Raw genomic sequence first — 15,925 nt, 5'->3', positions numbered from 1 at the left:
TTATGTAAATCATTGGGTTTGTTGAAACCGCAATTCTACACCAATAAGATTCGCTTAACCGCGATCAGTAAATAAATTCTTTTTTGTTGTTTACAGCGTCCTCAATAATTAAATGGTTTTGTTTCATTACAACTCAAATTAGGTTCTAACTTCTCAATTATAAATAATGAAACATTCGTTTGAATCCGGAGAAATCTTTTACAAAACGTTTGCGAGAGCGATTAAATATTGAGTAAGCAAAAATCCGATTTACAATTATTTTAATAATGCAAAGCGGTGGGTTTGTAATTCACTTCCACAAAATATCCACCCTGTAACAAAGGTTTCTTAACGCAAAAAATTCAACTTTTGATTTTTACTTTGATGATTGATGTTGTGTTGAAAATCAAAAGCGCCAGTCAAAGAACGGTTCTATATTTATGGGTTTGTGGATGTAAATGTAGGAATTAATTTAATTAAACCAAATTTTTTTTCATAAGTTTAGCTCGGTAACAAAATTTAAGATTGGTTTATTTATGAACTTTTTATCAACAACCTTACTCTCTATTGCTCTGCTAATTAGTCTTCCGGCACAAAAAAAAGAGCAGAAACTTTACGACGAACTTTACCGGCCACAATTCCATTTTACGCCGGAAAAGAACTGGCATAACGATCCGAACGGGCTAGTTTTTTATGATAATGAATACCACATGTTTTACCAATATAACCCAAACGGAAACGAATGGGGCTACATGCACTGGGGGCATACAGTTAGCACCGATTTACTGCATTGGCAACCACTTCCGATTGCACTTTACCCCGATGAAGGTTCTACCGACAAAGAAAGATGCACCGCTTATTCGGGATCGGCAATTGTTGATGAAAACAACCTGCTTGGCAAACAAAGTGGCAACTACAAAACGCTGGTTGCTTTTTATACCAGCCAGCATTGCGGGCAGCGAATTGCCTACAGCACCGATAAAGGAAGAACCTGGGAGAAATACGAAGGAAACCCGATAATTCCATTTGACGAGATTGACGACGCCCGCGACCCAAAAGTTTTCTGGCACGAAGAAAGCGCGAAATGGGTAATGGCACTTTACCGCAAAGCGACTGAAGATGAAAGCTCAAAAGGCGTTTCGTTTTACACCTCTACCAACCTTGTTGACTGGGAGTGGCAGAGCCACATGGCAAGTTTCTATGAATGCCCCGACCTGGTAAAATTCCAGGTAACCAACCGCCCCAACGAAACCAAATGGGTACTTTTTGATGGCGATGGCAGTTATATTATTGGAAGTTTCGATGGCAAAACATTTGCTCCCGAAACAGCAAAAATGAAAAGCGATTGGGGAAAAAATTATTACGCCACACAAACCTGGAGCAACATTCCCGAGTCGGATGACCGCGTAATACAAATTGCCTGGATGCGGGGCGGAGAGTTCCCCGACATGCCTTTTAACGGACAGATGTCGTTTCCATGCGAATTGTCGGTTACAAAATTCGATTATGGCTACCAGCTCATCCGAAAACCAATTTCAGAGATTGAAAAACTGCACGGTAAACACGATTCGTGGGAAGACAAAAACGTATTGCCGGGACTTAACGATAACAAACTAAAAAAAGTATCGGGCGACTGCCTGCACATCATTGGCGAGTTCGACCTGAAAACAAGCGACAATTTTGGTTTTATGCTTCGTAACGATAACAAGTCGGCCGGAACTGAAATTCTGTACAATGTAAAACGTGAAACGCTAACGGTACTTGGTTGCACCGTGCCACTACCGCCTGTCGACAATAAAATTAAACTCGAAATATTGCTCGACCGTGCATCGATTGAAATTTTTGCCAACGACGGGAAAAAAGTGATTAGCAACTGCTTTACTCCAACCGAAAAAGCAACCGACGTTATACTTTTTACCAATGGCGGCGAACTGGGAATTGACAAAATTGATGTTTACGAAATGAATTCGATCTGGGAAAAATAATACAGCTATGAAATACTTAAAAACAATAGTGCTTAGTATGGTAATAATTTTACCAATGCTTTTAAGCGCACAGGAACAAAAAATTTACGACACCACTGCCGATGCCAAAAAAGACATCGCTGAGGCTGTTGAAGCGGCACAAAAAGCAAACAAATATGTATTCCTGCAAATTGGCGGAAACTGGTGCCCATGGTGCATTAAATTCCACAATTTTGTTCACGACGATGCAGAGCTCAGTTCTTTTATGGAAGACAACTTTGAGGTGGTAAAAGTTAATTACGATCAGAACAACCGTCAGGAAGAACTGTTGGCAGAACTTGAATTCCCGCAACGTTTCGGATTTCCTGTTTTTGTTATTCTTGATGCATCGGGTAAACGTATTCACACGCAAAATTCGGCTTTTTTAGAAAAGGAAAAAAGTTACGACAAAGACAAAATATTACGCTTTCTAAAAAACTGGTCCCCAGCTGCTTTGGATCCGGCTTCGTACGAAAAATGATTAGAAAAACATTGTAATCAACTGAACACAAACAATTAGCAACACCATTGCCACCGGGTAAACCGTTGCATAAGCTATGGAGTGCGCATTAGTATCGGTCATCGAGTCGGCTGCTGCCAACCCCGGTGTACTTGTCATACTTCCGCTGATGGCTCCCAACAGTGTTAGAATGTTCATTTTAAAGAAATATTTTCCGAGAATTCCCGCCACAATCATTGGCAAAATAGTGATGGCCCCACCGTACAAAAACAGCTCAATTCCGTATTGATTGAATGTTTCAACAATTTTTTGTCCGGCACCTGTACCAACTGCTGCAAGAAAAAGCAATAACCCAAACTGACGAACCAACTGGTTGGCAGCACCAGTCATAGTCCATAAAATTGGACCGGTTTTACCAATACGACTGAGAACCAAAGCTACAATAAGCACTCCCCCGGTAAGGCCAAGACTAAAGGCGAAAGTTCCCATAGCAATACTGATTTTCCCAACCAATACTCCAAGAATAATTCCGAGAGCTACCGGCAAGATATCAGTATCGGACAAACGCTTTTGGTCGTTACCAAATATTCTTGAAACCATATCCATATTGGCACGGCTACTGGCAATTACAAGTTTATCGCCAAACTGTAGTTTCGAGCTCGGACTTGGGACTATATTAATACCAGCCCTGCGAATTCGGGTGATGGTCGCGCCATAAGTGTGCAGCAAATTAATCTGCCCGATGGTTTTATTTACCACTTCTTTATTGGTAACCAACACCGAACGCACATCGTATTTTGCATCAATTGAAATTTCCTGTTCTGTTTGAGGACCGATCAATAACTCCACATTTTTCAGTGCTTCTTCGGTTCCTACAGCTTTTATCAGATCGCCTTTCTGCAATAAGGTTTTGGGGGTTGGCGTTACTGCCACACCGTCGTGCACAACCCGCGAAACTACAGCTTTGGTCATAAACCGAATGCGCAACTCTCCTATTGTTTTTCCAACAACATTTTCGTTTTCAACCACAAAATTGCGTTTAACTACTTCCGGAAATTCATCTTTTAAAACTGAAAGATGCTCCTCTTCAGCTTTGGCAATGGAAGTACCTAATATTTTTGGAAGGAAACGAATGAACAGAATCACACCGATAACACCAAACGGATACCCCACACCATAACCAATAGACGCCAGTGGCGAGCCGGTATAATCGATGGCAGCAGCCAGACCCGGCGTACTGGTTAACGAACCGGTTAACAAACCAACTGCGATATTCGGATCGACTTTAAAAACAGTGATAATGACAACAGTGATAACTGAGGCCAGCACAATAAGCAAAGATGCAAACCCGGCCAGTTGCCTCCCTTCTTTTTTAAACGACTCGAAGAAACTGGGGCCAGCCTGAATTCCGATAGTAAAGATAAACAGCACCAACCCGAGGTACTGAAAATCTTTTGGAACCACGATGCCGAAGTGACCAAAAACAAGGGCCACAAAAATTACTGCCGACACATCGAGCGACAGTCCGAAAACCTTGATCCGACCAACAATAAAGCCTAATGCAATAATTACAAACAGGGCAAAATAGCTATTTCCTAGTAGTTCCATTTGTGCGAAGTTTGGCACAAAGGTAAGTAATAGTTTTTGGGACTAACAAGCATCCAAGCCGAGATATGGCCCGATTTAATGTTAAGTACAAGAACAAAAAAACCGGATAAAATTTATCCGGTTCGTTTATATTGTGTTTCAATTTACGGCAGTAAAAAGCTAAAATCGTCGCCCGCCTTTAACTCATAAGGCTCCTGTCCTTTTTTAAAGATTCGGCAACTTCTGTCTCCGATCAGCTCCAATTTATCGTCCTCCAATTTAAACATGGTTCCTTCGCGCAAACCGGCCACGTAGCAGTTCGGATTAATCTCAAGGAATTCAGAAATTCGCTGCTCACGTGTTTCGCCACCATGTCCTTCAGGATTGGCATCGAGGTAGTGCGGGTTGATTTGAAACGGCACCATATTTATGCAATCAAATCCCAGCGGATCGATGATTGGCATATCGTTGGTAGTGCGCAATGTTGGACAAGCCACATTCGATCCGGCACTCCAGCCAATATACGGAACTCCGTTGTAAACGCGTTCGCGAATCGGATTCATCAACTTCTGATCGTGCATCATCCGAACCAGCTGCCAGGTGTTTCCACCGCCAACAACGATGGCTTCAGCCTCTTCAATCGCTTTCACCGGATTTTTAAACGTATGGATACCTTTAATATGGTGTCCCAGTTCGGCGAATCGTTCTTCCACTTTTTCGCAGTAAGTATCAAACGAAAAAGTAACGGCTGCATACGGAATAAAAACCGCTGTTACCGATTTGTCGCCCAGGAATTTCTTTATCTCGTTTTTCGGGTAATCCAGATAAGGTTCGCCCGGCATTGTTGAGTTGCTTAGCAGTAATAACTTCATTTCTCTTGACCAATTAATTTGTGGCAGAAAGAACTGAAATCTTATGGATTTTTCCAATGATAATTATTGACTTTTGTAAATTTTGTATATTTAAAGAACAATTAATCAACCTTTACTTTAATGGATCTCCAAATTATTCAAAATCGCATTATTGAAAATCAGAGGACAACGTGTTATGTTGGATTTTCATCTGGCAGAACTTTACGAAGTTGAAACGAAAGTTTTAAAACAAGCCGTAAGACGAAATCTTGAAAGGTTTCCGGAAGACTTTATGTTTGAACTATCTAAGAATGAATTGGATAAACTAAGGTCACAAACTGTGACCTTTAACTGGAAACCAACAACTTATGCGCCTTTTGTCTTTACCGAGCAGGGAGTTGCGATGTTATCAAGCGTACTAAAAAGCCAAAAAGCTATCCAGGTAAATGTTGAAATCATCAGGGCATTTGTACAACTGCGAAAGCTTGCCATTCAAAATTCGGATTTAATTAACCGGATAAATGAAATGGAGAAAAGATACGATGAACAATTTAAAGAAGTATTTACCGCACTTCGGTACCTTATAAATCCCCCGGAAAAAGAAAGACGAAAAATTGGTTATAAAAGATAAGATGATGGAAGTATTGTAAGTCTCAATCTTTTTATTCGTACATATCCCCCAAATCACAAGCTGCCAGTTCGACAAAATAATCAGCAATTTGTGAGGTCACAGCCTCCACAAACTTTTTACCCTTTTCGGCAGTGGCTTTTTTCGGATTTCCAACACCGGTGTCAGCCGAAACCTTGTCCCATTGGCGCGGTGCCCAGGCGGTTTTATTTTTAAGTCCTTCCAATTTAAAAGCTTTTGCCTCGCCAAGTCCGGCCTCATCAAGTGGAAGAACCAGACCAGGGTAAAAATGCATGATAATGCTTGTTTCCATTTCGTTGGCATGGTCACCGGCTTCCTCAAAATAATCCTCCTGATCAAACATACGAAACCACTCTACCAAACAAATAAACACATCGGGGAACTGAGGTTGCAACTCGCGCACCAGCGGTTTAAAATCGTTTCCGCCATGGCCGTTCATCAAGACCAGCTTTTTTATTCCCTGACGGCTTAAGGCAGTTAACAGGTCTTTCAGAATTATCAATTGGGTGGATGGTTTGGTGTGCAAACAAAACGGCATATCAATTTGCCCCATGTTTTGCGCGCCCAGCGGAATTACCGGAAGCACCATCACTTTTGTCCCTTTTTCCCACGCTTTGCCCGCTGCCTGCTCCGCAATTTTTGCGGTCTCCAACGAATCAGTTCCGTAGGGTAAATGATAGTTGTGCGGTTCGGTGGCTCCCCAGGGTAAAATCGCTACATCGTATTTCTGATTTTTTACTTGTTTCCAGTTGGTTTGCTCCAACACATAAGGTTTAGCATTCATTCTGTTAGGTTTAGTTTGTTGTCGTTTATAATTGGAATAAAGTGATGCCAAATGTAAATGGCGTAAGCTCCGGCCCTTTATCGGTTTTAAAAAGCGGCACCAGATCGTAGCTGGCAAACACATTAAACCAGCGATAGCCCGTTCGCACCATTACAGAGTACTTGAAACGATGCATCGAAAAATCGTCCACCACTTTCAGCTTCTGTTTCTTCTCTTCCTTGTACTTTATTTTGGTGTGACTGCTCAGCCGCAAACTACCCACCACTCCGGCCGAAAAAAACATTCGGTTATCGTAATGATTAATGGGAATCTGAAACTCAAGAAGCAAGGGCAGCGTAATCATCTCAACTGCCAGTTTCGATTTCTGGTTATCGTTAAAATACAGGTAATCGGGCGAGATCACTCCATCGCTACCTTTTATAATTGTGGTATTATCATCAAGTCGATAGCTTTGTAATTGCAGCCCTAAACCGGTAACCAGGCCAATTGTATTCCTGTTTTTCTGCAAGCCAATACTTTGTTGCAAAAAATTGAAATACGCAGAGTTTGAACGGAAAACATCATTATCCATAAATTCCGATTGGTATCCGGAGTAATCCTCATCGAGCAGCATATTAAAACCAAAATCGATGCCTACCCAATGCCCCGAAAAGTCATCTTGCCACAACTTCAGTCCGTTGTGGGTAACTTCTGAAAGATCGATTTTACGTAAAAAGCGCTTTGGATTTTCTATCGGAACAATCGTGTCATTTTCCTGTGCGTTTATTTCAAAACCTGAAAAACACAGCAACAGGAATAAAAGGAGCTGAATCTGAACTATTCTTTTCATGGGCTTTCTGTGCATCATATCTAACAAATGTTTTGCATATGAATACTAACAAAAATAAGCCTTTGGAGAGAATTATAAGAGAATTCGGTGTTAAAAATGGTGATTGTCAAACATTGGCAAATCAATTCGATAGAATACAAACCAAACTCCCAAAGTTAAATTTATGAAACAAGAAAGCATAAACCTCTGAAAAACAAATAAAAAGAGTACCTTTGCGGCCACTTTAAAAAATAGTATATGAGTTTATTTGAAACAATGGGGTTAAAAGCCGAAATCCTTGGTGCGATCCAGGAGCTTGGTTTTGAGAATCCCACGCCGGTTCAGGAAAAAACGATTCCGTTTTTACTGGAAAGCGACCAGGACATGGTTGCCTTGGCACAAACAGGAACGGGAAAAACAGCGGCATTTGGGTTACCCATTGTTCAGCAGTTCGACAGTTCGGTAAAAGTACCGCAGGCCTTAATTTTAAGTCCAACGCGCGAACTGGCTTTGCAAATTGCAAAAGACCTCGAGAATTTCTCGAAAAACATTAAAGGAGCAAAAATTGCCACTTTATATGGCGGCTCCGACATCAGACAACAGATTAAAGCCCTTGAGAGTGGCGCCCAGATTGTGGTGGGAACTCCGGGTCGTACGCTCGATCTGATCAAGAGAAACAAACTAAGAGTACATGATATACAGTGGGTGGTGCTCGACGAAGCCGACGAAATGCTTTCGATGGGATTTAAGGACGACCTTGATGCCATTTTAAAAGATACACCGGTTGAAAAGCAAACCTTGCTGTTTTCGGCTACCATGCCAAAAGAGATTGTGCGAATTGCCAATACTTACATGGCCGATCCGCACGAAATTTCGGTGGGAAAGAAGAACACTGCTGCCGAAAACGTAGAGCATAACTATTACCTGGTACACGCCAAAGACCGTTATATAGCGCTGAAACGTGTGGCCGATATCAATCCGAATATTTACGGAATTATTTTCTGCCGTACACGTGCCGAAACTAAAGATGTGGCCGACAAACTGATGCAGGACGGATACAATGCCGATGCATTGCACGGCGACCTGTCGCAGGCACAGCGCGACCACGTTATGTCGCGTTTCCGTAGCAAACACCTGCAAATGTTGGTGGCTACCGATGTGGCTGCACGTGGTTTGGACGTGAACGAACTGACACACGTTATTAACTACAACCTGCCCGACGATCCTGAAGTATACATTCACCGAAGCGGAAGAACAGGACGTGCAGGGAAAAAAGGTATTTCTATTACCTTGATTCACATGCGCGAAAAAGGGAAACTTCGTGATGTGGAAAAGAAAGTAGGTAAGAAATTCACCAAAGTTCCGGTTCCACTGGGAAAAGAAATTTGCGAGAAGCAGCTTTTCAACCTCATCGACAGGGTGGAAAAAGTGGACGTGAACGACGACAACATTGCTGAGTTTATGCCGGTTATTTACAAAAAGCTGGCATGGTTGGAGCGCGAAGAATTGATCAAACACTTTGTGTCGGTTGAGTTTAACCGCTTTTTACAGTACTACGAAAACGCGAAGGATATTAACGTTGACGAAGCGCGCGAAAAAGAATCGATGCGTAACGATCGTGGCGACCGCCGCAGAGGTGGACGTGACGGACGTGAGCGTGGTGACCGTGGAAACCGTGAACGCGGCGACCGTGGACGTGGACGAAGAGGCAACGGTGGCAACATGTCGCGTTTTTTCTTTAGCCTGGGTAAAAAGAGCGGCGTTAACAAACGTGCAATCATCGATTTGATTAACCAGAACACTCCGGGAAAAAGTATCGATATTGGCAGCATTGAAGTACTGAAAGGTTTCTCTTTCTTCGAGATCGACTCGAACTACGAGAAAGAAATTACTAAAGCTTTCAAAAATGCCCGTTTCAGAGGCCAGAAAGTGAATATTGAAGTAGCGAATAAAAAGAAGTAGCTACTAGCCACTAGTTGCTAGCTGCTAGCTTTAAGAAATAGGGAATCCGGTCTTTTTGGACCGGATTTTTTTATGCCCTCTTATTAAATTGTCATTCTGAGTGCAGCGAAGAATCTGTTACATCGTAGCTATAAAGTAACAGATCTCTCACATTCGTTCGAGATGACATGGCATTCCAATTACAAGATTGATTTAGCAACTATCTTTTGCACCGTGCTTTAGCGCGGTGATTTCTTAGAGCACATGAAAATGTGCTTTAGCATTTAATTTTATAATATTAACGGCTAAAGCCAATCCACTTACTACAATACTAACCACCGGGCTAAAGCCTCGGTGCAAAAACTTCTTAACTCCTAGGCAACAGATCTCTCACGTTCGTTCGAGATGACGTAATTAAACCAGCAGCTAATTCTCCCACTCGTACCCAAAAATCCCCCATTCAGCAAGTCTTTTTTTCATATAAACAGTGTTTGCCGCATCTTTGATCCAACGAAAACGAAACCATGAAAACAATTTTTCTTTTGATCTGATTATTGAGAGTAACGGTGGCCGGTTGTTATTGATCGGCTGCCTTACAAAGTATTTTTCCGAAACAGTTTTTTATTATCTTCATAAACGAAAACCATGGCGAACTTTCAACTAAATAAACAAACGAAAAAACAAGTGATCAAACATCTGGCTATCCTGGCGGGTGCAGTAGTCATATGCATTATCTTTAGCCTGGTGCTTTTTCAACAAATCCTGCACCCGGGCATCTGGAACATGCTGCTATTAACTGTTATTCAACTGGAGCTATTCATGTATCTGGGCACTCGTTTTTTCCGCTCGATAAAACCCGACAGTCCCGGAATCATCAAGAAAACAATCATTCGGTTAATTCTCTTCTACTTCACAGTTTTACTCATTGCAACAGTATTGTTTGTTGCACTTTTTACCTGGCATTTCTGGCGGGCAGGAGCTCCATTTTCGGAGTTTATACCTAACCTTCTGCATACCGAGTTGCAATCATTTCTAACGTCTGCCGGAGTTGGTTTTGCCCTGGGTGCGCTTTTCTTTTTCTACACGCAATGGTCCGATGCAGTAAAACACATGCAGAAACTAAAGGAAGAAAAGCTAATTTTTCAGTACGAAACGCTGAAAACGCAGGTGAATCCGCATTTTCTGTTCAACAGTTTAAACACCTTGTCGTCGCTGGTCAACTCCGATCCCGCGTTGTCGGATAAATTTATTCACAAACTTTCGGCCGTGTACCGTTACGTGCTAGAGAACCAGGAGAAAGACCTCGTCCCGCTGTCCGCCGAAATGAAATTTGTAAAAGACTTTTTTTACCTGCAGAAAATTCGCGACGGTGAAAAGATTGAACTCAAGATCGATTTCGACGAAACGGGCAGTGCGAAGATCATTCCGGTGTCGTTACAAATGTTGGTGGAGAACGCCATAAAACACAACGTTGCCACACGTAAAGAGCCGCTGCTGATCACCATTCATTTTGAAGGAATGGACAAGCTGGTGGTACGCAACGATCTGCGCCAACGTATGCAACTGGCCGCCTCATCGAAAATCGGGTTAAAAAACCTGAACGAACGCTGTAAGCTCATCCTGAAACGCGAGGTAGAAATACAGGAAACTGCTGATGAATTTATTGTGAAAGTGCCTTTAAAACTTAACGAGCAAAGCAAATGAAGGTAGTAATTGTAGAAGACGAGCACCTGGCAGCTGAAAAACTGATGCAGCAATTAAATACCATCGCCCCCGAGGCGGAGGTGCTTGCGGTGTTGGAATCGGTGGAAGAATCGGTGAATTGGTTTGCAGAGAATCCTGCTCCCGATTTGGTTTTTATGGACATTCAGCTCGACGATGGTCTTTCGTTCGAAGTTTTTGATGAGCTGGAAATTAAAGCCCCGATAATTTTCACCACTGCTTTTGACGAGTACGCTATTCGTGCCTTTAAAGTAAACAGTGTTGATTACCTGCTAAAACCTATCGAGCTGGAAGCGTTGCGCTCGGCTTTGGAGAAGTATACGGAATTGTATGGTCAGCACCAGTTGTTGGAAGATAAAGTGGCTAAAGTGATCGAACAGCTATCGAGAACTTACAAGTCGCGGTTCTTTATTAAAATTGGGAACCGTTTTCAGTCTATTCAGGTGAGTAAGATCTGTTGCTTTTTTGTGCAGGAGCGCAGCACTTTTATAAAAACTATGGAAGGTAAAACCTACGATCTTGACTTTTCACTCGATCAGCTGCAAAAAATGGTCGATCCCGATCAGTTCTACCGCATCAGCCGGAATTACCTGGTAAACATTAACTGCATTAACGAAATTGTGGGCTACTCCTCCACCCGACTAAAATTAAAGCTGGCTACCGAACTGGACGAAGATGTTATCGTTAGCCGCGATAAGGTTTCGGGGTTTAAGCGGTGGATGGATAAGTAGAGTAAGAGGAATACTACTAAGGACACGAAGAAATTCTAATCCTCAGTTTTTTAGACTTTGAGTCTTTGTGTTCTTCGTGGTAAGTAAATTCAAGTGCACATAACTATCCTGAAACCTCCTATATAATTGATACAGATTCCTCGCTATGCCCGGAATGACAAAGGGCCAGGTAAAAATCTTCAAATAAAAAAAGGAGCCATCTCTGACTCCCTCCTTATATGCAATTATAACTTTTTCTTCTTAAGCCAATTTTGCGTCTAATTCAATTTCGGCAGTACCACCGGCATACAAACGCGAGATTGGGCATTTTGCTTTTGCAGCTGCTGCCAGCTCGGCAAATTTCTCTTGCGTTAAACCTTCGCATTTTGTTACGTTGGTTAATTTGATGTTGGTAATGGCTGGCCCGCCATCCAACTCGCCCAATGTAACTGCTGCTTCTGTTTCAACGCTTTCAGGAGTTAATCCTTCGCCGCTTATTAAAGCTGCCAAAAACATTGAATAACAACCTGAGTGTGCTGCACCTACCAGTTCTTCTGGGTTTGTTCCTTTTCCATTCTCGAAACGAGATGCAAAAGTAAACGGCCCGCTGTAACCGGTGATGTTCATATTTCCTTTTCCCTCTTTAAGAGTTCCGTTCCAAACTGAGTTTACTTTTCTTACTGACATAATTCTTAAGTTTAAAGTTTTCTACTATAATGTTGCTTCGCCTGGCTGCCAGTTACATCCTGTAAGTCCAGGGTTTTGTGTAGCTTCCAAAGCTCTTAATACCTCGCCAACGTTACGGCCGGTAGCATCGTTATTACAGTTTACCCACTGAATTTTTCCTTCAGGATCAACAATAAATGTAGCACGGTAAGCAACGCTTCCAGGTTGTAAGATACCCAATTTTTTGGACAATGACTTAGAAGTATCTTCAATTAATGGGTAAGTAAGATTTGCCAAACGCGGATCGTTCGATTTCCATGCCAGGTGAACTTCGGCAGTATCGGTTGATACACCATATAATTCAGCATTTAACTCTTCGAATTTTGCGTGGTTGTTGTTGAACTCCACAATTTCGGTTGGGCACACAAAAGTAAAGTCTTTCGGGTAAAAGTAGATTACCATCCACTTGCCTGCTTTTTTATGATCTTCTGATGTTACTTCTCCGAATTGGTTGTCGGCTAAAACTGCTTGCTTTTTAAACTTTGGAAATTTATCTCCTACAGATTTCATGATTTTTCGTTTTTTGATTTTTAAATTTTGATTCAAAAGTAAATTGAAATACAGCGCGTGTCAAATCGATTTTTTTTAAGCGGAATAGACAGAAGCTATACAAAAAGCAGTAAAAGTCTGATGTTGAAGTTTCTTTACAAACAAGATTGAAAAATACTGCTTCGCCAAGAGCAATTATATTTCCGTTTTTCTGCTTGTTTCACAACATTCTTTATTGAAAAGCCCTGAACTATCATTATATTTAACCGTTTTTTGAAACAATTTTCAAGAATATTTAATACCTATCCGATTAAAACTAATATTGTTATGGAGGAAAAATCAAAAATGACATCTGTATCAAGAAGAGCATTTCTTGGTACAACAGCAGCAGCCGCTGCAGGATTTACAATTGTTCCGCGCCACGCAGTAGCAGGTCTTGGTCATAAAGCACCAAGCGACAAATTAAACATTGCTGCCGTTGGTATTGGAGGAATGGGAAATTCAAACCTCAGAAATCTTCAGTCGGAAAATATCGTTGCACTTTGCGACGTTGACTGGAAGTATGCAGCACCTGTATTCGAGAATTACTCGGGTGCGAAAAAGTACAAAGACTGGCGTAGAATGTACGACGAAATGGCTGATAGCATTGATGGTGTAGTAGTAGCTACTGCCGATCATACGCACGCCATTATCGCATCGCATGCCATTACATTGGGTAAACACGTTTACGTGCAAAAACCATTAACTCACACCGTTTACGAATCGCGCTTACTTACCAAACTGGCCGACAAGTACCAGGTTGCCACATCGATGGGTAACCAGGGTTCATCGGGCGAAGGTGTAAACCTTACTTCGGAATGGTTAGCTAACGGCGAAATTGGTGAAGTAACAAAAGTTGAAGCATTTACCGACCGTCCTATCTGGCCTCAGGGATTGAACACTCCTGAAAGAGGCGACTGGGTTCCGGAAACTTTGGATTGGGATCTGTTTACCGGTCCTGCAAAAATGCGTCCTTACAACCAGGTTTACCACCCATGGAACTGGCGTGGCTGGTGGGATTACGGTACAGGTGCACTAGGCGATATGGCTTGCCATATTCTTCACCCGGTATTCGTTGGGCTTGATTTAGGTTATCCTATTCACACTCAAGGAAACTCAACATTGTTGTTACAAGACTGTGCTCCTACTGCTCAGTCGGTAAAACTAACTTACCCGGAACGTAAAGCAAATGCCGATAAACCATGGAAAGGCTTGAAGAAAAACACGCTTCCTCAAGTTGATGTACATTGGTACGACGGCGGTATTAAGCCAATGCTTCCTGAAGGATGGCCAGATGGTAAAAATCCTAACGATCAGGGTGGTGGCGTAATTTTCCACGGAACAAAAGACAAACTGATTTGCGGATGTTACGGTGTAAACCCATGGTTATTGTCGGGTCGTACTCCTGATGCTCCGAAATTCCGTCGTCGCGTAGAAACCAGCCACGAAATGGATTGGGTACGCGCATGTAAAGAAAGTGCTGAGAACCGTGTTCCAACTGCATCTGACTTTAAAGAAGCAGGACCATTCAACGAAATGGTTGTTATGGGAGTTCTTGGTGTTCGTTTACAAGGACTGAATAAAGAACTGGATTGGGATGGCGAAAACATGCAATTCACCAACCTTACCGACAGTGAAGAAATTAAAACTGTCATTAAAGACGGTTTTGAAATTCACGATGGTCACCCAACGTTTACTAAAACCTGGACTGATCCTGTTCCTGCAAAAGAATTTGCAGCTGAATTGATCAAGCATACTTACCGTAAGCCTTGGAGTTTACCTGATATGCCGGCATAAATTCAGTTTTAAAAGATATGCGAAAGGTGTCTGCAATAGCGGGCACCTTTTTGTTTGTCTAATTTTCGGGAAATGCTTGCGTATATTCGTCCAAATTTGTAAACTTGCACCCCGAAAATTGTATATAACATTACATTTTCACTCCGGGCCTATAGCTCAGTTGGTTAGAGCACCTGACTCATAATCAGGGGGTCCCTGGTTCAAGCCCAGGTGGGCCCACCCTAATAAACAAGGCACTTTCAGCGATGAAGGTGCTTTTCGTTTTTTAGCCGGGTACAACATGGGTACAACAAAATTTTCTTCCCCATCAAACACAGTGCTACCACATCCCAAAAACTGGTAACAGCTTTCTTTTAATTTGATATGGTTAAATCCGTGCTTCATTTTTTAGGTTCCAGACTATAAATTTAGGGATTTTAGTTTAAAAATTAAATTGATCGGATAGTCAACCTGTTTTTAAATCCATAAATATCAAGTCGACTAAACATTGTAAAAATTCGATAATATTTGGTTCTATTTAATGTATTCTAATACGTGTTAAACATTCTGTTAAGACAAATAATGCCAGGTAATACCAATTCATACTTAGGCATCAATTTTCATTTGATTTCATCAATCCTATTCTTTAATTTTAGAATATGACCTTCTGCTCTTGAGAAAAGAAAACATGGTCGATGTCACTCTGGAAGCTAATAAACATGGAAACAATTATTCAAAAAACAGGGCAGCTAATATTTTATTTTAATCAAAGAGGCAGGAGGCTCCTTTATAAGCGAATCTTTAGAAGTCATACTTCCATGGTCGTTTCAATTATACTATTCAGTTTGATCGTGCTTCTTATGGTATTTCTAATATTTGGATTTCCGATTGTCAAGACTCTAACTTATACATTCACTATCGTTTTTTGTCTCTTCCTTGTATTACTATTGATCGGCTCAATCCATGAAGCCAAAAGACTGGAAAGAACAAGTTTGCATTCCAATTTTCAATTTAACAGAAGTAATTTGAACGGAATTCCTTTGTCAAATATTGGATTCTCAGAATCTGAAATGGAAAATATTAACCTGGTTTTAAACAATCTCAGACCAAATAATAAAATCGATTTTTGTTTGGTTTCCGATAATCGGACTGCAGCTGATTATAAAAAGCTGCTTCGCATTCTTCACCTGCTTATTAATGGAGGAATCAGACATTTCAAAAAAGAGCGTAAAGAGCAACTCTTTAAATTCATTGAATCAACCTTCACATTGAACGGCTCAGAAGTTAAAAGGACGAGTTTGAACTCGCGGTTTTCAGAGTTTGTGAATGAAAGTGAAACGGAATTTTCTGAAAACCTACAGGCCTTTCAGAAAATACTTTTTCGATAGACGGTATTTCTCC

14 protein-coding genes and 1 tRNA gene are annotated in these 15,925 nt (G+C 41.5%); 9 read left to right on the top strand and 6 right to left on the bottom strand.

The genetic code is table 11. From position 1 onward, the window contains the following. The first annotated feature begins 515 nt into the window (after positions 1–515). The gene (locus tag QZ576_RS06015) at positions 516–1,964 is read left to right on the top strand and encodes a glycoside hydrolase family 32 protein (RefSeq protein ID WP_297095085.1); all 1,449 of its coding nucleotides are present in this window, start codon (positions 516–518) and stop codon (positions 1,962–1,964) included. Between the two features lie 7 nt (positions 1,965–1,971). Beyond that, entirely contained in the window at positions 1,972–2,463 is a 492-nt protein-coding gene (locus QZ576_RS06010; RefSeq protein WP_297095083.1) for a thioredoxin family protein, read from the top strand. Here the strand turns inward: QZ576_RS06010 and QZ576_RS06005 are convergent, their stop codons facing one another. Both QZ576_RS06005 and pepE read right to left on the bottom strand, forming a co-directional pair. Beyond that, positions 2,464–4,050, bottom strand: a complete 1,587-nt coding sequence (locus QZ576_RS06005) for an aspartate:alanine exchanger family transporter (RefSeq protein ID WP_297095081.1) — start codon at positions 4,048–4,050, stop codon at positions 2,464–2,466. A 143-nt stretch (positions 4,051–4,193) separates the two neighbouring features. Beyond that, a complete protein-coding gene (gene pepE / locus QZ576_RS06000; RefSeq protein ID WP_297095078.1) occupies positions 4,194–4,901 on the bottom strand; it encodes a dipeptidase PepE in 708 nt (235 codons plus the stop codon). Positions 4,902–5,052: 151 nt separating this feature from the next. On the opposite strand from pepE, the gene QZ576_RS05995 reads away from it, so the two are divergent. Next, positions 5,053–5,511: an ORF6N domain-containing protein gene (locus QZ576_RS05995; protein ID WP_297095076.1), complete on the top strand. Its 459-nt coding sequence runs from the start codon at positions 5,053–5,055 to the stop codon at positions 5,509–5,511. A gap of 31 nt (positions 5,512–5,542) precedes the next feature. Here QZ576_RS05995 and QZ576_RS05990 read toward each other — a convergent pair whose 3' ends face one another. Both QZ576_RS05990 and QZ576_RS05985 read right to left on the bottom strand, forming a co-directional pair. After that, positions 5,543–6,313 (bottom strand): creatininase family protein, encoded by a 771-nt coding sequence (locus QZ576_RS05990; protein ID WP_297095074.1) that lies wholly within the window; start codon positions 6,311–6,313, stop codon positions 5,543–5,545. Positions 6,314–6,338: 25 nt separating this feature from the next. Then, the gene (locus tag QZ576_RS05985; RefSeq protein ID WP_297095072.1) at positions 6,339–7,160 is read right to left on the bottom strand and encodes an outer membrane beta-barrel protein; all 822 of its coding nucleotides are present in this window, start codon (positions 7,158–7,160) and stop codon (positions 6,339–6,341) included. A 219-nt stretch (positions 7,161–7,379) separates the two neighbouring features. On the opposite strand from QZ576_RS05985, the gene QZ576_RS05980 reads away from it, so the two are divergent. The 3 genes from QZ576_RS05980 (at position 7,380) to QZ576_RS05970 (ending at position 11,515) form a co-directional block, all read left to right on the top strand. Beyond that, on the top strand, positions 7,380–9,083 hold the full coding sequence (locus tag QZ576_RS05980; protein WP_297095070.1) for a DEAD/DEAH box helicase: 1,704 nt from the start codon (positions 7,380–7,382) through the stop codon (positions 9,081–9,083). Between the two features lie 624 nt (positions 9,084–9,707). Beyond that, the gene (locus QZ576_RS05975) at positions 9,708–10,766 is read left to right on the top strand and encodes a sensor histidine kinase (protein ID WP_297095069.1); all 1,059 of its coding nucleotides are present in this window, start codon (positions 9,708–9,710) and stop codon (positions 10,764–10,766) included. Then, positions 10,763–11,515: a LytTR family DNA-binding domain-containing protein gene (locus tag QZ576_RS05970; RefSeq protein WP_297095067.1), complete on the top strand. Its 753-nt coding sequence runs from the start codon at positions 10,763–10,765 to the stop codon at positions 11,513–11,515. The genes QZ576_RS05975 and QZ576_RS05970 overlap by 4 nt, the downstream gene beginning before the upstream one ends. Positions 11,516–11,755: 240 nt before the next feature. Here the strand turns inward: QZ576_RS05970 and QZ576_RS05965 are convergent, their stop codons facing one another. Together QZ576_RS05965 and QZ576_RS05960 are read right to left on the bottom strand one after the other, a co-directional pair. Continuing rightward, positions 11,756–12,181, bottom strand: coding sequence for an OsmC family peroxiredoxin (locus QZ576_RS05965; protein WP_297095065.1), 426 nt, complete (start codon positions 12,179–12,181; stop codon positions 11,756–11,758). 24 nt (positions 12,182–12,205) lie between these two features. Then, on the bottom strand, positions 12,206–12,730 hold the full coding sequence (locus QZ576_RS05960) for a peroxiredoxin (protein ID WP_297095063.1): 525 nt from the start codon (positions 12,728–12,730) through the stop codon (positions 12,206–12,208). Between the two features lie 306 nt (positions 12,731–13,036). On the opposite strand from QZ576_RS05960, the gene QZ576_RS05955 reads away from it, so the two are divergent. From QZ576_RS05955 to QZ576_RS05945, 3 genes are all read left to right on the top strand, one after another. Continuing rightward, positions 13,037–14,545, top strand: a complete 1,509-nt coding sequence (locus QZ576_RS05955; protein ID WP_297095061.1) for a Gfo/Idh/MocA family oxidoreductase — start codon at positions 13,037–13,039, stop codon at positions 14,543–14,545. 145 nt (positions 14,546–14,690) lie between these two features. Beyond that, a tRNA-Ile gene (locus QZ576_RS05950) sits at positions 14,691–14,764 on the top strand. Positions 14,765–15,243: 479 nt separating this feature from the next. After that, on the top strand, positions 15,244–15,912 hold the full coding sequence (locus tag QZ576_RS05945) for a hypothetical protein (protein WP_297095058.1): 669 nt from the start codon (positions 15,244–15,246) through the stop codon (positions 15,910–15,912). The last annotated feature ends 13 nt before the right edge of the window (positions 15,913–15,925 follow it).

It is taken from the genome of uncultured Draconibacterium sp. (assembly GCF_913060805.1).
In the GTDB taxonomy this organism is placed as follows: Bacteria; Bacteroidota; Bacteroidia; order Bacteroidales; family Prolixibacteraceae; genus Draconibacterium.
Note: the sequence above shows the minus strand (reverse complement) of the source record. Positions and strands in the feature narration are given on the sequence as shown.